Genomic DNA, 22,603 nt, shown 5'->3' on the forward strand with positions numbered 1-22,603 from the left:
CCATCTGATGTGGAGTGAATGACATGTCCCAGTGGACCCTTTTCGAAGTTTTCGTGCGTAGCAAGCACGGCCTCAACCATAAACACGTCGGCAGCGTGCATGCCGCTGATACCACCATGGCTATCGAGAACGCCCGCGAGCTCTACACCCGTCGCAGCGAAGGCGTGAGCCTGTGGGTGGTGCCTTCAGCGCTGATCACCGCTTCGTCGCCGGATGAAAAAGACCCGCTGTTCGATCCCTCTGACGACAAGGTTTACCGCCACGCCAGTTTCTACGAACTGCCGGCCGAAGTCGGACACATGTGAGGTCGACCATGAACGATAAAACCGATCTGATCGAATACCTGCTGCGCCTCGGCGACAGCGCCCTGATCCAGGGCCAGCGTCTGTGCCAATGGTGCGGCAAGGCCCCGGCACTGGAAGAAGAATTGGCGCTGATGAACGTCGGCCTCGACCTCGTTGGTCAGGCGCGAAACTGGCTGGAATACGCCGCTGAGCTGCTGGACGACGGCCGTGACGCCGATCACCTGGCGTTTCGCCGCGATGAGCGCGCCTATCGCAACCTGCTGCTGGTCGAACAACCGAATGGCGACTACGCGGTGACCATGCTCAAGCAATTCCTCTACGACGCCTGGCACCTGCCGGTGTTGCAGGGCTTGAGCCAGTCCAGTGACGAACGCATTGCCGGGATCGCCGCCAAAGCGGTCAAGGAAGTCACCTATCACCTGCGCCGCTCCGGCGAGTGGATCGAGCGTATGGGCGACGGCACTGAAGAAAGCCATCAACGCATGCTCACGGCGATCCCGGAAGTCTGGCGTTTCACCATCGAACTGATCGCCGCCGACGATAGCGAACAGCGTCTGTGCGCGCCCGGCATCAGCCCGGACATCGCCACTGTCGCCGCGCAATGGCAAGCAACGGTCAGTGCCGTGTTCGACCGCGCCACCCTGCCCGTCCCGACGGCGCCGAGCTATTTCTACCTGAATGCCCGTCGCGGTCTGCACAGCGAACACCTGGGCATTTTGCTGGCCGAGATGCAGTTCCTGCCCCGAGCGTACCCCGATGCAACCTGGTGAGCTGATCACCAGCGATCGCGGCGCCCGGCCAGCGCTGAACGGTGACCTGGACAAGGCCTGGGCGACCCTGGCCGAGGTCATGGACCCGGAAGTGCCAGTGGTCAGCGTGGTCGACCTCGGGATCGTCCGCGACCTCGATTGGCGGGCCGGGCATCTGCATGTGGTGGTCACGCCGACCTATTCCGGCTGCCCGGCCACTGAGGTGATCGAGGACGACATCCGCGCCGCACTGGAACAGGCCGGGTTCAACCAGCCACGGCTGGAGCGCAAGCTGACCCCGGCCTGGTCCACCGACTGGATCACCGCCGATGGCCGCGAACGCTTGCGCGCCTACGGCATCGCCCCGCCGGACGGCAGCGCCAGCAAACGCACGCTGCTCGGCGAAAGCCCGACGGTGCTGTGCCCGCAATGCGGCAGCGCCCACACCGAAGTGCTCAGCGAGTTCGGCTCCACCGCGTGCAAAGCCTTGTACCGCTGCTGCGATTGCCGCGAGCCCTTCGACTATTTCAAGTGCATCTGAGCGGCCGAATGCCGTGTCGGGAGAACAATAATGAGCAAATTCCACAGCCTGACCATCAAGGATGTCCGCAGCGAAACCCGTGACGCCGTGTCCATCGCTTTCGACATTCCCCAGCACTTGCAGGACAGCTTTCAGTTCACCCAGGGCCAGCATCTGGTGATGCGCACGCAGATGGATGGCGAAGAAGTGCGTCGTTCGTATTCGATCTGCACCGGGGTCAACGACGGTGAACTGCGCATTGCAATCAAACGCGTGGCGGGCGGGCGCTTCTCGGCATTCGCCAACGAGCAGTTGCAGGCCGGGCACACCCTCGAAGTGATGCCGCCGGCCGGGCACTTCCACGTAGAACTGGATCCGGCACGCCACGGCAACTATCTGGCGGTGGCCGCCGGCAGCGGCATCACGCCGATTCTGTCGATCATCAAGACCACCCTGGAAACCGAGCCGCACAGCCGCGTCACCCTGCTGTACGGCAACCGTTCCAGCTCCGGCGCATTGTTCCGCGAACAGCTCGAAGACCTGAAGAATCGTTACCTGCAACGCCTGAACCTGATTTTTGTGTTCAGCCGCGAGCAGCAGGATGTCGACCTCTACAACGGCCGCATCGACGCGAAGAAATGCGAGCAGCTGTTCAGCCGTTGGCTCGACGTCAAAGCCCTCGACGCCGCGTTCATCTGCGGCCCGCAAGAGATGACTGAAACCGTGCGTGACAGCCTCAAGGCCAAGGGCATGGGCGCCGAGCGCATCCACTTCGAATTGTTCGCCGCCGCCGGCAGCCAACAGAAACGCGAAGCCCGCCAGGCCGCGCAAGTGCTCGACGCTGGCACCAGCCAGATCACCGTCATCAGCGACGGCCGCGCCGTGGCCTTCGACTTGCCGCGCAACAGCCAGAGCCTGCTCGACGCTGGTAACGCCCAAGGTCTGGAACTGCCGTATTCGTGCAAGGCCGGGGTGTGCTCGACCTGCAAGTGCAAGGTCATCGAAGGCGAAGTCGATATGGACAGCAACCATGCCCTGGAGGACTACGAAGTGGCGGCCGGGTATGTGCTGTCGTGCCAGGCATATCCGGTGAGCGACAAGGTTGTGCTCGATTTCGACCAGTTTTAAAAGCTCACACAGATCCCTGTAGGAGTGAGCCTGCTCGCGATGAGGCCATCAAACTCAACATCGATGTCGCCTGAAACACCGCTATCGCGAGCAGGCTCACTCCTACAGTGGGGCGGTGTGTCTGCCCTGTTCCACCCAAAACAAAAACAACAAACAAGGAAACGATCATGAGCCCCGAAGACGTCGAATTGATCCGCCAACACCCCGACTTCATTCTGCTGGTCCGCCGCAAACAGCGCCTGTACTGGTCGCTGACCGCATTGATGCTGGTGATCTATTACGGCTTCGTCCTGCTGGTGGCTTTCTCCCCCGCCACATTGGGCCAATCCCTCAGCGGCGGCGTGACCACCGTGGGCATGCTGGTCGGTGTCGGCGTGGTGCTGCTGGCCTTTGCCCTGACCGGTTTCTACGTCTATCGCGCCAACAACGTGATCGATCCGCTCAACGAAAAGCTCAAGCAGGAGTGCGCACGATGAAACGTCTGGCCGCGTTTTTCCTGCTCCCCGGCGTGCTGGTCACGGACCTTGCCCTCGCTGCCGAAACGAGTACCCGCCCATTGAACTGGAACGCCATCGGCATGTTCATGGTGTTCGTCCTGTTCACCCTCGGCGTGACCCGTTGGGCCGCGCAGCGCACCCGCTCGACCAGCGATTTCTATACCGCTGGTGGCGGCATGACCGGTTTCCAGAACGGTCTGGCGATTGCCGGCGACATGATCTCCGCCGCATCGTTTCTGGGCATCTCGGCGATGATGTTCCTCAACGGTTACGACGGCTTGCTCTACGCCTTGGGCGTGTTGGCTGGCTGGCCGATCATCCTGTTCCTGATCGCCGAACGCCTGCGCAATCTCGGCAAATACACCTTTGCCGACGTCGTTTCGTATCGCCTCGAACAAATCCCGGTGCGCCTGACCTCGGCCTTCGGCACCCTGACAGTGGCGTTGATGTACCTGGTGGCGCAGATGGTCGGCGCCGGCAAACTGATCGAGTTGCTGTTTGGCATCGACTACCTCTACGCGGTGGTATTGGTCGGCGCGCTGATGGTGTTCTACGTGACCTTCGGCGGCATGCTCGCCACCACGTGGGTGCAGATCATCAAAGCGGTGATGCTGCTGTTCGGCACCACGTTCATGGCCTTCATGGTGCTCAAGCACTTCGGCTTCAGCTTTGAAGCGATGTTCGCCGGCGCCACCGCCGTACACGCCAAAGGCACGGCGATCATGGCGCCGGGCGGGTTGCTGTCGAACCCGATCGACGCGATTTCCCTGGGGCTGGGCATGATGTTCGGCACCGCCGGGTTGCCGCACATTCTCATGCGCTTTTTCACCGTCAGCGATGCGAAACAGGCGCGTAAAAGCGTGTTCTACGCCACCGGCTTCATCGGCTACTTTTACCTGCTGCTGATCGTTGTCGGTTTCGGTTCCATCGTCATGGTCGGCACGGATCCGTCCTTTCGCGACGCCAGCGGCGCGATCATCGGTGGCGGCAATATGGTCGCCGTGCATCTGGCGCAAGCGGTGGGTGGCAACCTGTTCCTCGGCTTCATTTCGGCGGTGGCGTTCGCGACGATTCTGGCGGTGGTCGCCGGCCTCGCGCTATCCGGCGCCTCGGCGGTGTCGCACGACTTGTACGCCTGCGTGATGCGCAAGGGTCAGGCCAGCGAGAAGGAAGAAATCCGCGTCTCGCGCATCGCCACCCTGTGCATCGGCGTGCTCGCCATCGTCCTCGGTTTGTTGTTCGAGTCGCAGAACATCGCCTTCCTCTCCGGACTGGTGTTAGCCATCGCTGCCTCGGTGAATTTCCCGGTGCTGTTCCTTTCGATGTTCTGGAAAGGCCTGACCACACGCGGCGCGGTGATCGGCAGTCTGGCGGGACTGGTCTCGGCCATTGTGCTGCTGATCCTCAGCCCCGCCGTGTGGGTCAATGTCCTGCATCACCCGCAAGCGCTGTTCCCGTACTCCAACCCGGCGCTGTTTTCCATGAGCCTGGCGTTTTTCAGCGCCTGGCTGTTCTCGGTCACCGACCGCTCGCCCCGCGCAGCCCTTGAGCGCGGCCGTTATCTGGCGCAGTTCATCCGTTCGATGACCGGCATCGGCGCGGCCGGCGCCAGCCAACACTGACTCTTTTACAAGTACAGGAGCTTATTTCATGTCCCACGCCCCTACCCTGCAAAGCTTCCTCGCCGGCCGCTGGATCGGCCAGCACGGCGCGCAGATCCTGCGCAGCGCCATCGACGGCCATGACCTGGCGCGTACCCATGAGGAGCGCCCGGACTTCGCCGAAGCCATCGACTTCGGTCGTCGCCAGGGCGTCAGCGAACTGATGAAGCTCGACTTCCAGCAACGCGCGCAACGGCTCAAGGCGTTGGCGCTGTACCTGAGCGAACGCAAAGAACAGCTCTACGCCCTCTCACATCATAGCGGCGCCACCCGTGCCGATAGCTGGATCGACATCGAGGGCGGCAACGGCACGCTGTTCACCTACGCCGGCCTCGGCGCGCGGGAATTGCCATCGGGCAACATCGTCCACGAGGGCCCGGCGATGGCACTGGGCAAGCTCGGCGGCTTCGCCGGCACGCACATTCTGGTGCCGCGTGGCGGCGTCGCGGTCCACATCAACGCCTTCAACTTTCCGATCTGGGGCATGCTGGAAAAATTCGCACCGTGCTTTCTCGCCGGCATGCCGTGCATCGTCAAACCGGCCAGCGCCACCAGTTACCTGACCGAAGCCGTGGTCCGACTGATGGACGAATCCGGCCTGTTGCCGACCGGCAGCCTGCAACTGGTGATCGGCAGCACTGGCGACCTTCTCGACCGTATGCAAGGTCAGGACGTGGTGACCTTCACCGGCTCCGCCGACACCGCCGCCAAGCTGCGGGTCAACCCGAACCTGATCCGCCATTCGGTGCCGTTCAACGCCGAGGCCGACTCGCTGAACTGCGCGATCCTCGCCCCGGACGTCACCCCAAATGACGAAGAGTTCGAGCTGTTCATCAAGGAAGTCGCCCGGGAAATGACGACCAAGGCCGGGCAGAAATGCACGGCCATCCGCCGTGCCATCGTGCCCAAGCAACACATCGATGCGGTCGCCACACGACTGCGTGATCGCCTGGCGAAAGTGGTGATCGGCGACCCGTCGGTGGAGGGCGTACGCATGGGCGCGCTGGCCTCCCACGATCAACAGAAGGATGTCGGTGAGCGCCTGCAAAGCCTGCTGCAAAGCTGCGATCAATTATTCGGTGCGAAAGACGGTTTCGAACCGCGCGGCGAAAACGTCAGTCAGGGCGCGTTCTTCGCCCCGACCCTGCTGCTGGCCCGCGATCCGCATGCCGAAGGCGGCGCCCATGACATCGAGGCGTTCGGCCCGGTCAGCACTCTGATGGCTTACGACGATCTCGACGAAGCACTGGCGTTGGCCGCTCGCGGCAAGGGCAGTCTGGTCGCCAGCCTGGTGACTAAATCCCCTGCCATCGCCGCCAAAGCCATCCCTGCTGCCGCCGCGTGGCACGGACGCCTGCTGGTACTGGATCGCGAATCCGCCGCCGAATCCACCGGCCATGGCTCGCCGCTGCCACAACTCAAACACGGCGGCCCTGGACGTGCTGGCGGCGGTGAAGAGCTGGGCGGTCTGCGCGCGGTCAAACACTATCTGCAACGCGCGGCGGTACAAGGCTCGCCGACCATGCTTGCGGCCGTCACCGGTGAACACGTGCGCGGCGCCAAAGTCATCGAAACCGAAGTGCATCCGTTCCGCCGGCACTTCCAGGATCTGCAGATCGGCGAATCGCTGCTGACCCATCGCCGCACCGTCACCGAAGCGGATCTGGTCAACTTCGGCTGCCTGTCCGGCGACCACTTCTACATGCACTTCGACGACATCGCCGCCAAAGAGTCGCAGTTCGGTAAACGCATTGCCCACGGCTACTTCGTCTTGTCGGCCGCCGCCGGCCTGTTCGTCTCCGCCGCCCCCGGCCCGGTGCTGGCCAACTACGGCCTCGACACCCTGCGCTTCATCAACCCGGTCGGCATCGGCGACACCATCCAGGCGCGCCTGACCTGCAAACGCAAGATCGACCAAGGCAAGAAGAGCCCGCAAGGCATTCCGCAAGGGGTGGTGGCGTGGGATGTGGAAGTGACGAACCAACTCGGTGAGCTGGTGGCAAGCTATGACATTTTGACGTTGGTGGTGAAGCGCGAAGAGGCGATTTAACTCGGAAGCCAAAAATGTTTTGAAGAACAGATCTCGACGCTAGCGGTGAACACCCGGCGTCGAGTACTGATCCCTTCCTGGAGCAAGTCCCGCTTCGCAAGCCTTCAGATTTACGATGCTGGGGGTGGCACTTGCTGACACCACTTGATCGCCCGCAATGCTTCTTCCTCAGGCACTAACGCGTAGCGAAAAAAGAAGTGCGCACCCGAGTAGTAAGCATCATTCACTTCACCTAACGCCTGCTTGTCGCTGAATGCCAGGGAACTGGTCTGATCAGCAATGAAATAGACTTTTCCGTTTTCGACACTCAGGTCGAAACGCTTGTTGACACTGCTGCTGACAAACGGTGGAGAAGTCGACTCAATCCGGTAACGACCGGCTGGCAGGGTTGTCTTGAAGAAGCCACCGGACGGCAGAACGCCGATGGCTTTCCCATCGACCTTGATCGTGGGGGTCACGAAGTATCCGACGCTGGCGGCAGGACGATAAAAATAGAGGGTCGCCTGATCCGGTCGCGTCTGCTCCACGGCGCTAAAAAATGGCTGCCCCTGCAAGTCGGGCCCGGTGCTGCATCCACCCAGCAGGGACAGGCTGGCCAGCAGGCCAACCAAAAGTAATGTGATGCGGTTCATTGATATTTCCTTGAAATAGAAAGCTTCATGGGATGAGCCAAAGCCATGGCCCTGCCGCATCAAGGCATGCAAAGTCCTTTGCCGTAGTCTTTGGCATCAGAGGTTGGCCAAGGCTTGAAGGCGCTTTCGGAGGTCAGATTGATGATGGTTCGGCTTTTTAGAATCGGGTATTTGCGCTTGAGACCCTCGACAGTCTCTTCGGCGTCATCGACGTTGGACAAACAATACGTCAGCGCATTGGCATACAGGTTGCCAATGTAGAGCGTCTGCCCTGCCTTCACGTTAAAAACCACAGGAGACGGTCGCGCGACCGCGTGGCCCAAGTAGAACTGATAGCGCCAGTCGGTAAATTGGTAACGCCCAGGCGGCACCTCGTACATGAACAGATGCCCTAGCAAATGGGGAGAGGGTTGGTCGTCCTCGTTATAAAGCGTGGTCAATGCAATGGCTGTGTTCGGCTCTCCCTGCTGTTTGATATCGACCATCAGCCCGTGCGGCTGAGTCAGATACCCTTCAGTAATGGAGCCGATGATCACCGCCTTGGCCGCATCCGGTGCGCGCTTGCCGTCGTAGCGCGCAGTCGTGCACCCGTGCAACAGGGAAACACTCAAGGCAATAGCGCCCCACGTGGCCGATGTGCTGAAAACTTTCCGTAGCATTGTTTAATACCGTGCTTGCCAATTGATCCATGCTTTGCGCCGAATCGGTTGATTCGTCGCACGTTGACCACTGGTATCGCCCGGTGAGCCTTATTCTTGAGGCTTTGCACGCTTCGCTCAATTGCCGGCGCGGTCATCTGCCTGCGCAAAGAAGTAATCTTTCCCACTCCCCGGCTTGTTCTTCAACACCCCCGATTACTGTAATTTCTGCGCATGGATAAACGTGCGCTGCGGCAACCGCGCGAAATCGATCTCGGGTCTTTGACGATTTGCTCGACCAGCGCCAGCGGCAACTTTTTGAAATGGCAGCAGAGCAAAGGCCGACTAAACAACCTGAAACAAATAAAACCCCGCCGCCGTATGCCAGCCGAACTCGACCTGATCCTCCGGCACGGACGCCGATCAAGGCCTCAAGCCTCCCAAGCGGTTCAATTTGCTATCTGCCAGCAGATCACCCGCACGTTTAAAAAGGCGATCAGACAGCTCACCCTTGGTATCATCGCCCACACTTTTTTGACGGTTTGATGACTGGAAGGTCTTTTTTTGTGAGCGCTCTTTTGACCGGGTTGCGACACCCACATGCCCGCCTCTTTTCCTTGATTTTTCTGGTACTGATCGTGCCGGTCTGCCTGCGCGCGGCGCTCGGCTGGTCGACGCCGCTGGGTTATTTGTCGGATCTGGCCATTGGCAGTTTGCTGGTGGTGTTGCTGCATCGTCGTCCGTGGTGGCTGGCATTGCCGGTGCTGCTGTTCTGCGCACTGTTGAGCGTGGCGACGGCTGAACTGGTCAGCGCCGTAGGACGCCTGCCGAATCCGACGGATCTGCATTACCTGATCGACTCGCAGTTCGTGGAAAACTCCACCGGCGGCGGTCTGGCCCATCCGGGCGTGGGCATCGCGTTGTTGCTGGCCCTGATGTTTTGGCTGCTGACTCAGTTTGCCGGACGCGGCATTGCCCGCCCGACCCTGCCCCGCGCCGCCTGGAGCGCGCCGCTGGTGCTGTTCGCCGCGCACTGGGGTGCGCAGAACCTGTGGCCGAGCGAGGACGATCCGTGGCGGGCGTACAACTTGCCGCATCAGTTGCTGGCCACGCAGGTTGCTGATTTGCAGATCCAGGCTGAGGAATGGCTGGACGGCGATGTCGAAGAAGCCGCGCCAGCGATGGCCGGGCTCACCGACGTCGATCTCAATGGCCACAAGCTGCTGACAGCCCCGGGTCAGGCGCGCAACGTATTGGTGATAGCCCTGGAAGGCATTCCCGGCGCCTACATCCGCGCCAACCGCGAGGCCATCGGCAGCCATTATCAGGAAGACCTGATGCCCAACCTCAGCCGTTGGGCCGAGCGCGGCATGAACACTCCGGACTACGTGCTGCACACCCACCAGACCATTCGCGGTCTGTACGCCATGCTCTGTGGCGATTACGACAAGCTCAACAACGGCACGCCAAAAGGCGTGGAAATGCTCACCCAGCAACAGCGCAATCAGGCCTGCCTGCCGGCACAACTGCGCGAACACGGCTTCAGCACCCACTACCTGCAAGGCGCCGGTCTGCGCTTCATGGCCAAAGACAAGATCATGCCGCACATCGGTTTCGATGCGACCCATGGTCTGGAATGGTTCACCAACGCCAACTATCTGGAGTTCCCTTGGGGCAAGGATGACAAGGCGTTCTTCGAAGGTGCGCTGGATTATGTCGGCCAATTGAAGAAGCAGAAGCAACCGTGGATGCTGACGTTGCTGACCGTGGGCACCCACCAGCCCTACTCCGCGCCAGAAGACTATCTGCAGCGCTACGAGACGCCGAAACAGGCAGCGGTCGGTTATCTGGACGATGCGCTGGATCAGTTCCTGATCGGTCTTGAACGCCAGGGCGTGTTGAAAGACACCCTCGTCGTGATCACTTCGGATGAATCCCACGGCATCGACGGCGTGCGTCTGGCCTCCTCGTGGGGCTTCAACCTGACATTGGCGCCCGAACATGAACAACTGCCGCGCCTCAACGCCGGGGTGTATGGCCATGTCGATCTGAGCACCTCCATCCTCGATTACTTCGACCTGCCAGTGCCAAGCGCGCTGAGTGGCCGCTCGCTGTTTCGCGACTATGACTCCGGGCGCGAGATCATGTCGTTTACCAACGGCAAACTGCGCTACCACGACGGTCGGGGGATTTTTTCCGAATGTGACATGCCACGCCGTTGCCGCTACTACGAAAGCGCAGGGTTTATCGCCGAGAGCGCCACGTTCAAGGGCACCTACAGCGGTCAGCGCGCTCGACAGATCGCGGCCCGCGCGAATGCCCTCGATCTGTCGCTGCTGCGCACCCCGCTCAATCAGCGCTATCAGTTCGGCAGCACCAACGTCATCCCGTTGCAAGCGCAGATCAATGACGATTGGGCCGACAACCTGATTGGCGCGCAATATCTGGAAATGCCCAAGGGCACGCAAACCCGCGTGCGCCTGACCGTACGTTCGGTCGATCCGCAGCAGGCGGCATACATTCAGCTCAAGGCCAAAGAGTTTGAACAGGACGTGCAACTGGGATTGCCGGCGGAGATGGTTGCCACAGCCGATCAACCGCTGGAGATGGATTTCAGTTTTGACAACCCGCAGCAGCGCAAGGCCTTCTCGTTTCACCTGTTGGGATATGGAATGGGTGCAGTAGAGGTGACGGATTTCAGTGTGATCACCGAAGTGCCGGGGCAGGAGGAACTGCTGGACGAAGTGCCTGAGGATGAAGCCGCGCAATCCAGTTGATTCATCGGTAAAAGGTTCTGCCTATCAGTGTCCAATAGTCGGGCTATTAGCTGACTTGCCAAGTCGGGTCTAGCCTTACAAGTCCGAAGTCGGCACGAGCCGGCCGTACAAGACCTGATAAGGATCCGAACATGGCAAACGAATCGAAATGCCCGTTCAACCACGCCGCCGGTGGTGGTACGACGAACCGTGACTGGTGGCCGAATCAACTCAACCTGAAAATCCTGAGTCAGCACTCGCCCAAGTCCGATCCGCTGGGCAAGGATTTCGACTACGCCACCGCCTTCAAAAGCCTGGACTTTCAGGCCTTGAAACAGGACCTGCGCGCCCTGATGACCGACTCTCAGGACTGGTGGCCGGCAGACTTCGGCCACTATGGCCCACTCTTCATCCGCATGGCCTGGCACAGCGCCGGCACCTATCGCACCGCCGACGGCCGTGGTGGCGCCGGTTCCGGGCAGCAACGTTTCGCCCCGCTCAACAGCTGGCCGGACAACGTCAGCCTCGACAAGGCCCGGCGCCTGCTGTGGCCGATCAAACAGAAATATGGCCGCAATATTTCCTGGGCCGACCTGATCGTTCTCACCGGTAACGTTGCACTGGAATCCATGGGCTTCAAAACCTTCGGTTTCTCCGGCGGCCGTCCCGACGTGTGGGAGCCGGACGAAGACGTGTACTGGGGCTCGGAACACGAATGGCTGGGCGGCGACAGCCGTTACGGCAAGGACAAATCTGCCATGCAGGAACCCGGTGACGGCACGCTGGTAGCCGAACCTGATTTACACGGCAAAGAAGAAAGCCGCACCGATCAGGGCGAACGCAATCTGGAAAACCCGCTCGCTGCCGTGCAAATGGGTCTGATCTACGTGAACCCGGAAGGCCCTGAGGGCAACCCGGACCCAGTGGCCTCGGCCCGGGACATCCGCGAAACCTTCGGCCGCATGGCCATGAACGATGAAGAAACCGTGGCACTGATTGCCGGTGGTCACGCGTTCGGTAAAACCCACGGCGCCGGCCCTGCCGATAATGTCGGTGCTGAACCGGAAGCCGCCGGCCTTGAAGAGCAAGGCCTCGGCTGGCGCAACGCCTTCGGCACCGGCAAGGGTGGCGACACCATCACCAGCGGCCTCGAAGTGACATGGACCACCACGCCGACCCAATGGAGCAACAACTATCTGGAAAACCTGTTCGGCTTTGAGTGGGAGCTGACCAAGAGCCCGGCCGGTGCGCACCAGTGGCAACCGAAGAACGGCGCGGGGGCTGGCACCGTTCCCCATGCCCACGACCCGAGCAAAAAACTATCGCCGACCATGCTGACGTCTGACCTGGCGCTGCGCTTCGACCCGGCCTACGAGCAGATCTCGCGCCGGTTCCTGGCCAATCCCGATCAGTTGGCCGACGCCTTCGCCCGTGCCTGGTACAAACTGATCCACCGCGACATGGGCCCGCTGTCACGCTACCTCGGACCGGAACTGCCCGCCGAAGAACTGCTGTGGCAAGACCCGATTCCTGAGGTCACTCATGCGCTGATCGACGACAACGATGTGACCGCACTGAAAGGCAAAGTACTGGCGTCTGGGCTGTCCGTCTCGCAACTGGTCTCCACCGCGTGGGCGGCGGCCTCGACCTTCCGTGGTTCGGACAAGCGTGGCGGCGCCAACGGTGGCCGCCTGCGTCTGGCACCACAGAAGTTCTGGCAAGCCAACCAGCCTGAGCAGTTGGACAAGGTGCTGAACACCCTTGAAGGCATTCAGGGCGAGTTCAATGGTGGCGCATCCGGCAAGAAGGTCTCGCTGGCGGATCTGATTGTGCTGGCGGGTAATGCCGGGGTCGAGCAAGCGGCGAAAAATGCCGGGCACTCGGTCACGGTGCCATTCACGCCGGGACGTGCGGACGCAACCCAGGAGCAAACCGATGTCGACTCGTTCGGCTTTCTGGAGCCGATTGCCGATGGGTTTCGCAACTACAGCAAAGGCAAATACCGGGTGTCAGCCGAGGCCCTGTTGATCGACAAGGCGCAACTGCTCACCCTCTCTGCTCCGGAAATGACCGTGCTGCTGGGTGGCCTGCGCGTGTTGAACACCAACGTTGGGGGAAGCCGTCATGGTGTGTTCACCAGCCAGACAGAAGCACTGACCAACGACTTCTTCACCAACCTGCTGGACATGGGCGTGGAGTGGAAGCCGACCTCGCGGGACGCGGACGAGTTCGAGGGCCGTGACCGTAAAACCGGTAGCGTGAAATGGACGGCGACAAGGGTTGATCTGGTGTTTGGCTCCAATGCGATATTGCGTGCGCTGGCGGAGGTGTATGCCAGTTCGGATGCTAAGGAGCAGTTTGTTAAGGACTTTGTTGCTGCATGGACGAAAGTCATGAACCTGGATCGCTTCGACCTGAAGTAATTTAGAGCAACAAAAAACGCCGCTTGTTTAAGCGGCGTTTTTTTGGATGCAAACTGGATTATTTCGGTGTTTTTTAGATCTTAACCCCCTCACCCCAGCCCTCTCCCCCAAGGGGGCGAGGGGGAAAGGGAGCCGATCTCGATGTGCTTCAAAACCAACGCTCGACTCGGTCTTTCAAGTCGGTGTAACTCGACCATCCACCTCGGTCAGTCCCCTCTCCCTCAGGGAGAGGGTTAGGGTGAGGGAAAAGCTCCAAACGCCATATCAAGCCAAGCTCTTGCTAACCACCTCATACACATCGCTCGACAGCTGCCCCGAAGCCCGAATCCGCTCCAGCTCCCCTTTCATCAACGCCTGACGGGCGCTGTCGTACTTGCGCCAGCGAGTCAGCGGCGCCAATTGGCGCGAGGCAATCTGCGGGTTGAAGCCGTTCAGCTCAATCACCAGATCCGCCAGGAAGCGATAACCCGAACCATCCGCCGCGTGGAAGTTGATCAGGTTCTGCCCGGCAAACGCACCGACCAGCGCACGCACCTTGTTCGGGTTCTTGATATTGAACGCCGGGTGCTGCATCAACGCTTTCACCCGTTCCAGGCCGCCCGGCAAGGTGCTGCCGGCCTGCACGCTGAACCACTGATCCATGACCAGCGGGTTGTCCTTGAATTGCTCGGCGAAACTGGCCAGCGCTTGGTCTTTCTGCTCGTCGAACGGCGAGTTGACCAGCACCGCCAGCGCGGTCAGGCGCTCGGTCATGTTGTCGCTGGTGTCGAACTGTTCAAGCGCCGCTGCCAACACTTCCGGCTTGCCGCTGAGCATCAGGTACGACAGCGCGATGTTCTGCAAGGCACGACGGGCAAAATGCTCGGCCTCGGCCACATATGGGGTTTTCTTCGACAGGTCACGGTTGGCCTGATAACGCAGCCACAGTCCTTCGAACAGGTTGTCGGCCAGTTGCTTGCGGGCAAATTCGCGTGCGATATGGATCGCATCGACGTCCGCCACTTCGCTGATTTCAGTGAGGTACGCCTCACCCGGCAACGAGAGCATTTCGGCGACCATCGCCTGATCCAGCGTCTCATCGGACAGCACCGTGCGCAGCGCGGTGATGAGGCGAGGATCGAGCGAAAGGCTTTCGCCCTTTTGCTGCTGGGCGATCAGTTCTTGCAGCACTTGCACCGACAGTTGCTGACCGGCATCCCAGCGGTTGAAGCCGTCGCTGTCGTGCTGCATCAGGAACATCAACTGGTCGCGATTGTACGGGAAGCTCAGTTTCACCGGCGCCGAGAAGCCACGCAGCAACGATGGCAATGGCTGCTCGCTGATGTCGACGAAGGTGAAGGTCTGCTCAGCCTCGGTCACGGAAATCACGCGAGTGGTGCCTTGGGCAGCGGCTTCGCCAGCCAGACGCAGGGCGATCTCGTTGCCCTTGCTGTCGAGCAGGCCCAGTTCCACCGGGATCACGAACGGCAGTTTTTCCACTTTGTCCGGGGTTTCCGGGCAACTCTGGCGGAAGGTCAGGCTGTAGGTTTTCGCCGCGGCATCGTAAGACTCGCTCACCGCCAGGCGTGGCGTACCGGCCTGGCTGTACCAGCGTTTGAACTGGGTCAGGTCGACGCCGTTGGCATCTTCCATCGCCTTGATGAAATCGTCGCAAGTCACGGCCTGGCCGTCGTGGCGTTCGAAGTACAGGTCGCTGCCCTTACGGAAGCCTTCGGCGCCGAGCAAGGTATGGATCATGCCGACCACTTCCGAGCCCTTTTCGTACACGGTCAGGGTGTAGAAGTTGGAAATCTCGATGAAGCTGTCCGGGCGCACGGCGTGGGCCATCGGGCCGGCATCTTCGGCGAACTGATGGGTACGCAGGTACGCCACGTCCTGAATGCGCTTGACTGTGGCCGAGTTCATGTCGGCAGAGAAGCCGGAATCGCGGAACACGGTGAAGCCTTCCTTGAGCGACAACTGGAACCAGTCGCGGCAGGTCACGCGGTTGCCCGACCAGTTGTGGAAGTATTCGTGGGCGACGATCGCCTCGACCCGCTGGTGCGCGGCGTCGGTAGCGGTTTCGGCGCGGGCCAGCACGGCGCTGGAGTTGAAGATATTGAGGCCTTTATTCTCCATGGCGCCCATGTTGAAGTCGTTGACCGCGACGATCATGAAGATGTCCAGATCGTACTCGCGACCGTAGACCTCTTCGTCCCAGCGCATCGACTTCTTCAGGCTGTTCATCGCGTGCTGGCACTTGTCGATGTTTTCCGGCTCGACATAGATGCGCAGCGCGACGGTGCGCTCGGTCATGGTGGTGAAGGTGTCTTCAACGCACCACAAATCACCGGCCACCAGCGCGAACAGGTACGCCGGTTTCATGAACGGGTCTTCCCAGGTCGCCCAGTGCCGGCCGTCTTCGCCGGGGCCGGAAGCGATCGGGTTGCCGTTCGACAGCAGTACCGGATAGCTGTGCTGCTCGGCGACCACCGTGGTGGTGAACTTGCTCATCACGTCGGGACGGTCGAGGTAATAGGTGATCTTGCGGAAGCCTTCGGCTTCGCACTGGGTGCAGAACATCGTGCCGGACTTGTACAGGCCTTCCAGCGCGGTGTTGGTTTCCGGGTGGATCTTGACGCTGGTGTCGACCGTGAAGGTTTCGCTGGTCGGTTGCAGGGTCAGGTGGTTTTCGCTGAGCTGGTAATCGTCAGCGCTCAGCTCTTTGTCGGCGAGTGTGACCGCGAGCAATTCCAGCTGCTGGCCATCGAGCACCAGCGGCGGCAGGCCCGCGCCACGGGCCGGGTTGCGGCGCATCACCAGTTGCGCGTGGACCAGGCTGTGGTCCTCGAACAACTCGAAGGTCAGGTGTGTTTCGTCGATCAGGTACTCAGGCGCCTGATAGTCCTTCAGGTAAATCATCTTCGGTTGTTCGGTGCGCATGCTGGAATCCTTACTGATGCACGGCGAGCTGATAAGCCGTGTACTTACGAATGTTGATCACGCCGGTATCGAAGATCAGGTACTGGCCCTTGATCCCCAGCAGCGTGCCTTCGGCAATCGGGTTCTTGTCCAGGTTGAAGCTGACGATCTTGGCCGGGTATTGCTCGACCGGATAGCGGATTTCGATAGGTTCGACATCGGCAATCGTCTGAATTGCCTGTAGGCCGAATCGCTCCTGCAAGCCTTGCAGGCCCTCGGCGCAGCTTTCGAACAACTGATCGCGTACTTGCGCCAGATCGACTGCCACCGCATCGCCCTTGAGCAGTGCGCGCCAGTTGGTCTTGTCGGCGACTTGACTGCGGAACAGATCTTCGACGAAGCCCGATTGCTGCCGCGTCGCCACACGCATGATCGGCAACGCCTGACTGGCACCCTGATCAAGCCAGCGGGTCGGCAATTGGGTAGCACGAGTGATGCCAACCTTGACCCCCGACGAGTTGGCCAGATAGACCACATGGTCGGTCATGCAGAACTGCTCGCCCCACGCAGGATCGCGGCAGGTGCCGGCGTCAAAGTGGCAACGCTCCGGGCTCATGATGCAGATATCGCACTGGGCCAGCTTGGTCATGCACGGATAGCAATAACCCTGACTGAAACTGGTTTTGGTCTTGCGCCCGCAATGGGTGCAGTGGATCGCCCCCAGATACTCTAGACGCACCGTCGTGCCGATCAAAGGATTGACCGGCACCTCGACGTCATCCAGACGAAACGCGTATTGCACGTGCGGCCCGTCAAGGCGCGCCGACATTTTGCTGATTGCACCGCGGCCAATCTCGATCAATGGATGGCATCCGACTTGAACAGAATGTTCGGCACTTCGATCGACTTCGACGCACACTCCTGCGGGCCCATGTAACCGGTGCGCTGTTCTTCAGGCAGGTTCTGGATTTCCCAGGCGATCATCGCCTGCAACGACAGCTCGCGCTGTTCGGCGGTGAGTTTGCCACCGTCCGACCACTTGCCGATTTCCACGGCCAGTTTCAGGCTCTCGTAGATCTCCGGGGTGATGTTTTTGATCATTTCGTTAAAAGAGGACATCAGGGTCTCCGTGCTCTTTATTCACTGAAAATTTTAGGCGGCCAGTTTACGGCGGTTATACAAACCGCCCAACAAACCGGTTAAGCATCCGATGAGTAACCCGCCGACGTGGGCGGCATTGGCAATTTCGCCGAAGCCGATCATCGAGATCAGCCCGGACATGCACACCAACAGCCACACCAGCATCATCACCAATACGCCGCGCGGCAGGCGATAGGCCGGGTTCGGCGACAACAACTGGAAGATCCAGCAGTGGCCAAGCAACCCGTAAAGCACGCCGGACAGTCCGCCGAACAAGGTCGCGCCGCTCCAGGCGAACTGCGCGTAGTTGGACACCAGGCTGAACAGCAACGTCAGGCCGATCAAATTGATACTGCCCTGACGCGACTCGATGCGCCGCCCCAGCTCCCAGTACCACATGCCGTTCATGGCCAGGTGGAGGATGCCGAAGTGGATCAGCATCGGCGTCACCAACCGCCACCACTGCCCCGCCGCGAGGCTGTCAGCCAACGGAGTGAAGTGGATGTATTCGCCGATCACACGGAAATCGAGGAAGGTCAGCCAGCGCAGGGTTTCCAGGTTTTCACCCAGAAAGGTCAGGCCGGCGACGATCAGGCACAGCAGCAGAATGAAGCCTGTGGCCTTGGCGTGCTTCAATTGTTCGACGAAGCCCGGACGCTTGAAGGTCTGGGCTACCGGAATGTCCAGGGTTTGCTCGGGATCACCGGCCGGGAAGCGCTCGTACAGCGAACGAACGTCGTCGCTGACCTCCGCTGGCGCCCACAACACCTGCTCGCCCGCCTCCTCACTGACCCGGTGCGGCACCTGCATGCGTTGCAGCAGCGTGACGAAACCGCTCAAGTCCACCGCCAGGGGCAGACGCAATACCGCTACCGCACTCATTGCAGCACCTCCGGCCGCTCGACATCGACCCAGACAAATTTATGCGGATCAAGGCGGGTTTCCTGATCCAGACGATAGGCGACGAGTTTGCCGTAGAGCACCGCGCTGTAATCCAGACACGCGAGGTTCGGGCGGATCGGCGCCGGTTTGCCGCTGCGCCAGTAATGGCCGACGAACAGCAACGGCTCATCGACGCCATAGCGCAGCAGGGAATTCTTTTCAGTGGAAGTCAGCGGCGTCTGCGCCACCGGCTCCGGCAAGGCATCGGGCTGAAAGACGATGTCGCCATAGGTTTTCGGATCGTCTTCCCAGAACTTGGTGCGGAAGAACGAACGCACCAGACCGTCACCACTGGTCATGGTCTGGCCGTCCGGCAGACGCATGTCGGTGCCGCGCAGCAGGCGATCGAACACGGTGCAGGCGAAGCTGCCGGGCACGGCCGAGGCCTGGAGAAAATGCTCATCGATGCGTGCATCGGGAAACAGGCCGCGCAGCGGTTCGATCAGGCCGGCGTCCCAGCACGCATGCACCACACGGAAACGCCCGGCATCCACCACCAGCGGCAGTTCATAGAACCACTGCTGAAAGTCGTGCCAGTCGCCGGGATGGTCTTCGAACTGAGTCAGGGTTTCATGGAGCAATCGCGCATGGCGCGGCGTGTGCTCACGCACGAACTGCTTGCCGCTGCCCGGTGGCGCCGGTGTGCTCCAGCCGAGGGCATTGAATTCATGGTTGCCCATGATGCACAAGGCCTGACCGGCCTCGACCATGTCGTGGACGATGTGCAGCGCCTCGCGAATCCGCGGGCCACGGTCGATGATGTCACCGACGAACACGGCCATGCGCGATGGATGCCGCCAGACCCCGCCCTGCTTGTGATAACCGAGACGGTCAAGCAGATGTTCGAGGGTCAAGGCGCATCCGTGCACGTCACCAATCAGGTCATAACTGCGCGCGGGATCGAGCATCAGTCGCCTCCACCGCCCAGCTTGCTGCCCCAGCCGAGCTTGGTGCGGCAGACTTCGTAGTAGTTGTGGTCGAGCGGGTGGATCAGTCGCAGTTTCTGCGCTTTCTTGCTGACGGTGATGGTGTCGCCCGGCGCGCAGGTGAAGTGGTTCTGCCCGTCGCAGGAGACTTGCGGATAGATCTGCATGTTTTTCGACACGACGATTTTCAGCTCACTGTTGCCATCGACCACAATTGGCCTGCTCGACAACATATGGGGGTACATCGGCACGATCACAATGGCGTCGAGCTTGGGATGCATGATCGGCCCGCCGGCAGACAACGCATAAGCAGTGGAACCGGTCGGGGTGGCGACGATCAGGCCGTCGGCCTTCTGGCTGCAGACGAACTGGCCGTCAATGTACAGCTCGAACTCGATCATCCGCGTCGACTTGCCCGGGTGCAGCACCACATCGTTGAGCGCATCACCCTGACCGATGGCCTCGCCGTGGCGGCGGACTTCGGCTTGCAGCAGGAAGCGGTTTTCCACCAGATAATGGCCGTCGAGGACCTTGGCGACTTCGACTTCCAGCTCATCCGGGCGAATATCGGTGAGAAAACCGAGGCTGCCACGGTTGATCCCCAGCACCGGAATATTGTGTTTTGCCAGCGCACGGGCGGCCCCGAGCAGGCTGCCGTCACCGCCGACGACGATGACCATGTCGCAGACTTCACCGAGCATCTTGCGCGACGAAGTTTGCAGGCCGTGGCCCGGCAGGACTTCGGCGATAGTGTCTTCGAGGATCACATGCAGGTGACGATCGAGCAGAAACCGTTTCAGTCGGCGGACGGTATCCAGCACCTGGGAACTGCCCAAGCGACCGATGATGCCGATATTACGAAATTGCTCCATGGGACCTCTGCGGACAATCGAAAACGCGAAAACCACGATTATGGGCGAAAGCCTGCGATAGACAAAATCCTTTCAGCCTCAAGGGCGGGCTCGTGTTTAAGGCTATGCTCGCAAGATGATCCTATTTCCCGACCTGCTGCAGTTGCCCCATCAATTACGCCATCCGGAAGTGCGTGATCTGGCGTGGGTGATTCTCGCCCCGCCGATGCTCGCGATTACACCGTGGCCGCAGCGTCATCCATTGGCCGGTAGCGACTGGGTTGCCGATCCCGAGCGTCTGGAGCAATGGCTACGTCAGCTTGATCGTGACAGTTACGGACTGCTGCACTGGTTGTCGCAGGCGCGCACTCGGCGTCTGGGCCTGTATTACGAGCGCTTGTGGCAGTTTGCCGTGGAGCATGCGCCGGGGATTGAGCTGATCGCAGCGAACCTGCCGATCCGTCGCGAAGGCCATACCCTGGGCGAGTTGGACATGCTGCTTCGTGACCGCGATGGCGTGCATCACCTCGAACTGGCGATCAAACTCTATCTCGGCCCGCAACAGGGTGACGGCCATGATCCGGCGCAATGGCTCGGGCCGGGCTGTCACGATCGGCTGGATCGCAAACTGGCGCATCTGGTCGAGCATCAACTGCCGATTTCAGCGCGCCCGGAAAGCCGCGAAGTCCTGGCGAAACTGGATATCGAAGTATTCAGTGCGCAACTGTGGCTGGGCGGGTATCTGCTGTATCCGTGGCCCGGCCCTTCGCAGTCGCCGGATGGCGCCCACCCGCAGCATTTACGTGGCAGTTGGTTGCATCAGAAGGATTGGCCGGCGTTCGTCGCGCAGCGTCCGGCAGGCCGTTGGCAACCCCTGCCCCGTCATGCCTGGCTGGCGCCGGCGCACTACCCGGCGGATCAGACCTGGGCTCCCGAGCATTTGCAGATGTGGCTGGAAGGCTTGGAACCGCTAGCCCCGGCGCAGTTGATGGTGCGCCTGACCGAGAATGCACAGGGCGAATGGGAAGAGGCGGAGCGCTTGTTTCTGGTGTCCGACCTTTGGCCGAATGTCCCTGGCCAAGCTTAAAGATCGCAGCCTTCGGCAGCGCCTACATTTGGAATGCGTACACCCTGCAGGAACTGCCGAAGGCTGCGATCTTTTGATCTTGCTTCTAAAAAGATAACCGCACAGCCAAAGCCGCCAACGTCACCAATAACACCGGCACCGTCAGCACAATCCCCACCCTGAAGTAATACCCCCAGCCAATGTGAATCCCCTTGCGCTCCAGCACATGCAGCCACAGCAACGTCGCCAGGCTGCCAATCGGCGTGATCTTCGGCCCCAGATCGCTGCCGATCACGTTGGCGTAGATCATCGCCTCCTTGACCACCCCGCTTGCCTGACTGGCATCGATCGACAGCAAGCCGATCAGCACCGTGGGCAAATTGTTCATGATCGACGACAACAGCGCCGTCAGCACGCCAGTGCCCATGGCCGCGCCCCACACGCCATGACCGGCGAAGATATCCAGCCAACCGGCGAGATAGCCGGTCAAACCGGCATTGCGCAGACCGTAGACCACCAGATACATGCCCAGCGAGAAAATCACGATCTGCCACGGCGCTTCTTTCATCACTTTGCGCGTGGAAATCTTGTGTCCACGGGCGGCGATGCCCAGCAGCAATGCTGCGCACACGGCGGAAATCGCACTGATCGGAATGCCCAGCGGCTCGAGGGCAAAGCAACCCACCAACAAGATCGCCAACACCGCCCAACCGGCATAAAACGTGGCTTTGTCGTGAATTGCGGTTTCTGGATGTTCGAGCTGTTCGGGGTCGTAAGCCTTGGGAATGTCGCGACGGAAAAACCACAGCAACATGCCCAGCGTCGCGGCGACGCTGACGAAATTCACCGGCACCATCACCGCAGCATAGCGATTGAATCCGATGTGAAAGAAGTCCGCCGAGACGATGTTGACCAGGTTCGACACCACCAGCGGCAGGCTCGCGGTGTCGGCAATAAACCCTGCGCCCATGACAAAAGCCAGCGTCGCCGCCGGCGAGAAGCGCAGCGCCAGCAGCATCGAGATGACGATAGGCGTGAGGATCAGCGCTGCACCGTCATTGGCAAAAAGTGCCGAAACCAGCGCACCAAGCAGCACCATGAAGGCAAACAACTTGCGCCCACTGCCTCGCCCCCACCGCGCCACATGCAATGCGGCCCAAGCGAAAAAACCCGCCTCGTCGAGCAACAGACTGATGATGATCAGCGCGACGAAGGTGCCGGTGGCGTTCCAGATGATTTGCCAGACCAGCGGGATGTCGCTCAGGTGTACCACACCGAAGATCAGCGCCAGCACGGCGCCCAACGTCGCACTCCAGCCGACACCGAGGCCTTTGGGTTGCCAGATAACGAGGGTAATGGTCAGCAGGAAAATAAGTGACGCAGCGAGCATCCGCGAAAACCTTCAATTGAAATGCAGT

At 60.6% G+C, this 22,603-nt stretch carries 20 protein-coding genes; 11 read left to right on the forward strand and 9 right to left on the reverse strand.

All coding sequences use genetic code 11. The features are described 5' to 3' along the window. Positions 1–23 precede the first annotated feature (23 nt). The 7 genes from paaB (at position 24) to paaZ (ending at position 6,910) form a co-directional block, all read left to right on the forward strand. A complete protein-coding gene (gene paaB / locus ACIOVB_RS04590) occupies positions 24–305 on the forward strand; it encodes a 1,2-phenylacetyl-CoA epoxidase subunit PaaB (protein WP_401265268.1) in 282 nt (93 codons plus the stop codon). Positions 306–313: 8 nt separating this feature from the next. Then, entirely contained in the window at positions 314–1,075 is a 762-nt protein-coding gene (gene paaC, locus ACIOVB_RS04595; RefSeq protein WP_401265271.1) for a 1,2-phenylacetyl-CoA epoxidase subunit PaaC, read from the forward strand. Further along, positions 1,062–1,595 carry a 1,2-phenylacetyl-CoA epoxidase subunit PaaD gene (gene paaD, locus ACIOVB_RS04600; RefSeq protein ID WP_401265273.1) on the forward strand — a complete coding sequence of 178 codons (534 nt, stop codon included), beginning with the start codon at positions 1,062–1,064 and terminating at the stop codon, positions 1,593–1,595. The genes paaC and paaD overlap by 14 nt, the downstream gene beginning before the upstream one ends. A 30-nt stretch (positions 1,596–1,625) precedes the next feature. Next, positions 1,626–2,702: a 1,2-phenylacetyl-CoA epoxidase subunit PaaE gene (gene paaE, locus ACIOVB_RS04605; RefSeq protein ID WP_401265275.1), complete on the forward strand. Its 1,077-nt coding sequence runs from the start codon at positions 1,626–1,628 to the stop codon at positions 2,700–2,702. Positions 2,703–2,869: 167 nt separating this feature from the next. Continuing rightward, positions 2,870–3,178: a DUF485 domain-containing protein gene (locus ACIOVB_RS04610; protein WP_401265278.1), complete on the forward strand. Its 309-nt coding sequence runs from the start codon at positions 2,870–2,872 to the stop codon at positions 3,176–3,178. Next, positions 3,175–4,821 carry a cation acetate symporter gene (locus ACIOVB_RS04615; protein ID WP_401265280.1) on the forward strand — a complete coding sequence of 549 codons (1,647 nt, stop codon included), beginning with the start codon at positions 3,175–3,177 and terminating at the stop codon, positions 4,819–4,821. Before ACIOVB_RS04610 ends, ACIOVB_RS04615 begins: the two co-directional genes overlap by 4 nt. Positions 4,822–4,849: 28 nt before the next feature. Beyond that, positions 4,850–6,910, forward strand: a complete 2,061-nt coding sequence (gene paaZ, locus ACIOVB_RS04620; protein ID WP_401265282.1) for a phenylacetic acid degradation bifunctional protein PaaZ — start codon at positions 4,850–4,852, stop codon at positions 6,908–6,910. Between the two features lie 110 nt (positions 6,911–7,020). On the opposite strand, the gene ACIOVB_RS04625 is transcribed toward paaZ, so the two are convergent. Then, positions 7,021–7,542, reverse strand: coding sequence for a DUF2846 domain-containing protein (locus ACIOVB_RS04625; protein WP_401265284.1), 522 nt, complete (start codon positions 7,540–7,542; stop codon positions 7,021–7,023). Between the two features lie 59 nt (positions 7,543–7,601). Then, positions 7,602–8,153, reverse strand: coding sequence for a hypothetical protein (locus tag ACIOVB_RS04630; RefSeq protein ID WP_401265286.1), 552 nt, complete (start codon positions 8,151–8,153; stop codon positions 7,602–7,604). A 261-nt stretch (positions 8,154–8,414) separates the two neighbouring features. On the opposite strand from ACIOVB_RS04630, the gene ACIOVB_RS04635 reads away from it, so the two are divergent. From ACIOVB_RS04635 to katG, 3 genes are all read left to right on the forward strand, one after another. Continuing rightward, positions 8,415–8,726, forward strand: coding sequence for a hypothetical protein (locus tag ACIOVB_RS04635; RefSeq protein ID WP_401265288.1), 312 nt, complete (start codon positions 8,415–8,417; stop codon positions 8,724–8,726). A gap of 20 nt (positions 8,727–8,746) precedes the next feature. After that, positions 8,747–10,957, forward strand: a complete 2,211-nt coding sequence (locus tag ACIOVB_RS04640; RefSeq protein WP_401265291.1) for an LTA synthase family protein — start codon at positions 8,747–8,749, stop codon at positions 10,955–10,957. 131 nt (positions 10,958–11,088) lie between these two features. After that, on the forward strand, positions 11,089–13,359 hold the full coding sequence (gene katG / locus ACIOVB_RS04645) for a catalase/peroxidase HPI (RefSeq protein ID WP_401265294.1): 2,271 nt from the start codon (positions 11,089–11,091) through the stop codon (positions 13,357–13,359). Positions 13,360–13,623: 264 nt separating this feature from the next. Here katG and pepN read toward each other — a convergent pair whose 3' ends face one another. From pepN to ACIOVB_RS04675, 6 genes are read right to left on the reverse strand one after another with little or no spacing between them, the layout of a single operon-like run. Beyond that, entirely contained in the window at positions 13,624–16,281 is a 2,658-nt protein-coding gene (pepN, locus tag ACIOVB_RS04650) for an aminopeptidase N (RefSeq protein WP_401265297.1), read from the reverse strand. Between the two features lie 10 nt (positions 16,282–16,291). Continuing rightward, positions 16,292–17,122, reverse strand: a complete 831-nt coding sequence (locus ACIOVB_RS04655; protein WP_401265299.1) for a DUF2797 domain-containing protein — start codon at positions 17,120–17,122, stop codon at positions 16,292–16,294. Next, positions 17,119–17,379, reverse strand: coding sequence for a YeaC family protein (locus ACIOVB_RS04660; protein ID WP_401265302.1), 261 nt, complete (start codon positions 17,377–17,379; stop codon positions 17,119–17,121). The genes ACIOVB_RS04655 and ACIOVB_RS04660 overlap by 4 nt, the downstream gene beginning before the upstream one ends. 33 nt (positions 17,380–17,412) lie before the next feature. Then, entirely contained in the window at positions 17,413–18,282 is an 870-nt protein-coding gene (locus tag ACIOVB_RS04665) for a rhomboid family intramembrane serine protease (protein WP_401265305.1), read from the reverse strand. Further along, positions 18,279–19,253, reverse strand: a complete 975-nt coding sequence (locus tag ACIOVB_RS04670; RefSeq protein WP_370872657.1) for a metallophosphoesterase — start codon at positions 19,251–19,253, stop codon at positions 18,279–18,281. The genes ACIOVB_RS04665 and ACIOVB_RS04670 overlap by 4 nt, the downstream gene beginning before the upstream one ends. Further along, a complete protein-coding gene (locus tag ACIOVB_RS04675; protein ID WP_187678751.1) occupies positions 19,250–20,140 on the reverse strand; it encodes an NAD(+) kinase in 891 nt (296 codons plus the stop codon). Before ACIOVB_RS04675 ends, ACIOVB_RS04670 begins: the two co-directional genes overlap by 4 nt. Before the next feature lie 115 nt (positions 20,141–20,255). Between ACIOVB_RS04675 and ACIOVB_RS04680 the strand changes: the two genes are divergently transcribed. Continuing rightward, a complete protein-coding gene (locus tag ACIOVB_RS04680) occupies positions 20,256–21,206 on the forward strand; it encodes a DUF1853 family protein (RefSeq protein ID WP_401265307.1) in 951 nt (316 codons plus the stop codon). A gap of 85 nt (positions 21,207–21,291) precedes the next feature. On the opposite strand, the gene ACIOVB_RS04685 is transcribed toward ACIOVB_RS04680, so the two are convergent. Further along, the gene (locus ACIOVB_RS04685) at positions 21,292–22,575 is read right to left on the reverse strand and encodes an arsenic transporter (RefSeq protein WP_187678753.1); all 1,284 of its coding nucleotides are present in this window, start codon (positions 22,573–22,575) and stop codon (positions 21,292–21,294) included. Positions 22,576–22,603 lie beyond the last annotated feature (28 nt).

This window comes from Pseudomonas sp. NPDC087639 (assembly GCF_044743385.1).
GTDB lineage: Bacteria > Pseudomonadota > Gammaproteobacteria > Pseudomonadales > Pseudomonadaceae > Aquipseudomonas.

Coding starts and splice junctions, on each gene's coding strand:
- paaZ (WP_401265282.1), top strand. CDS start 4,850: ATGTCCCACGCCCCTACCCTGCAAAGCTTCCTCGCCGGCCGCTGGATC.
- pepN (WP_401265297.1), bottom strand. CDS start 16,281: ATGCGCACCGAACAACCGAAGATGATTTACCTGAAGGACTATCAGGCG.
- ACIOVB_RS04635 (WP_401265288.1), top strand. CDS start 8,415: ATGGATAAACGTGCGCTGCGGCAACCGCGCGAAATCGATCTCGGGTCT.
- ACIOVB_RS04685 (WP_187678753.1), bottom strand. CDS start 22,575: ATGCTCGCTGCGTCACTTATTTTCCTGCTGACCATTACCCTCGTTATC.
- ACIOVB_RS04625 (WP_401265284.1), bottom strand. CDS start 7,542: ATGAACCGCATCACATTACTTTTGGTTGGCCTGCTGGCCAGCCTGTCC.
- ACIOVB_RS04680 (WP_401265307.1), top strand. CDS start 20,256: ATGATCCTATTTCCCGACCTGCTGCAGTTGCCCCATCAATTACGCCAT.
- paaE (WP_401265275.1), top strand. CDS start 1,626: ATGAGCAAATTCCACAGCCTGACCATCAAGGATGTCCGCAGCGAAACC.
- katG (WP_401265294.1), top strand. CDS start 11,089: ATGGCAAACGAATCGAAATGCCCGTTCAACCACGCCGCCGGTGGTGGT.
- ACIOVB_RS04615 (WP_401265280.1), top strand. CDS start 3,175: ATGAAACGTCTGGCCGCGTTTTTCCTGCTCCCCGGCGTGCTGGTCACG.
- ACIOVB_RS04675 (WP_187678751.1), bottom strand. CDS start 20,140: ATGGAGCAATTTCGTAATATCGGCATCATCGGTCGCTTGGGCAGTTCC.
- ACIOVB_RS04610 (WP_401265278.1), top strand. CDS start 2,870: ATGAGCCCCGAAGACGTCGAATTGATCCGCCAACACCCCGACTTCATT.
- ACIOVB_RS04665 (WP_401265305.1), bottom strand. CDS start 18,282: ATGAGTGCGGTAGCGGTATTGCGTCTGCCCCTGGCGGTGGACTTGAGC.
- paaB (WP_401265268.1), top strand. CDS start 24: ATGTCCCAGTGGACCCTTTTCGAAGTTTTCGTGCGTAGCAAGCACGGC.
- paaC (WP_401265271.1), top strand. CDS start 314: ATGAACGATAAAACCGATCTGATCGAATACCTGCTGCGCCTCGGCGAC.
- paaD (WP_401265273.1), top strand. CDS start 1,062: ATGCAACCTGGTGAGCTGATCACCAGCGATCGCGGCGCCCGGCCAGCG.
- ACIOVB_RS04660 (WP_401265302.1), bottom strand. CDS start 17,379: ATGTCCTCTTTTAACGAAATGATCAAAAACATCACCCCGGAGATCTAC.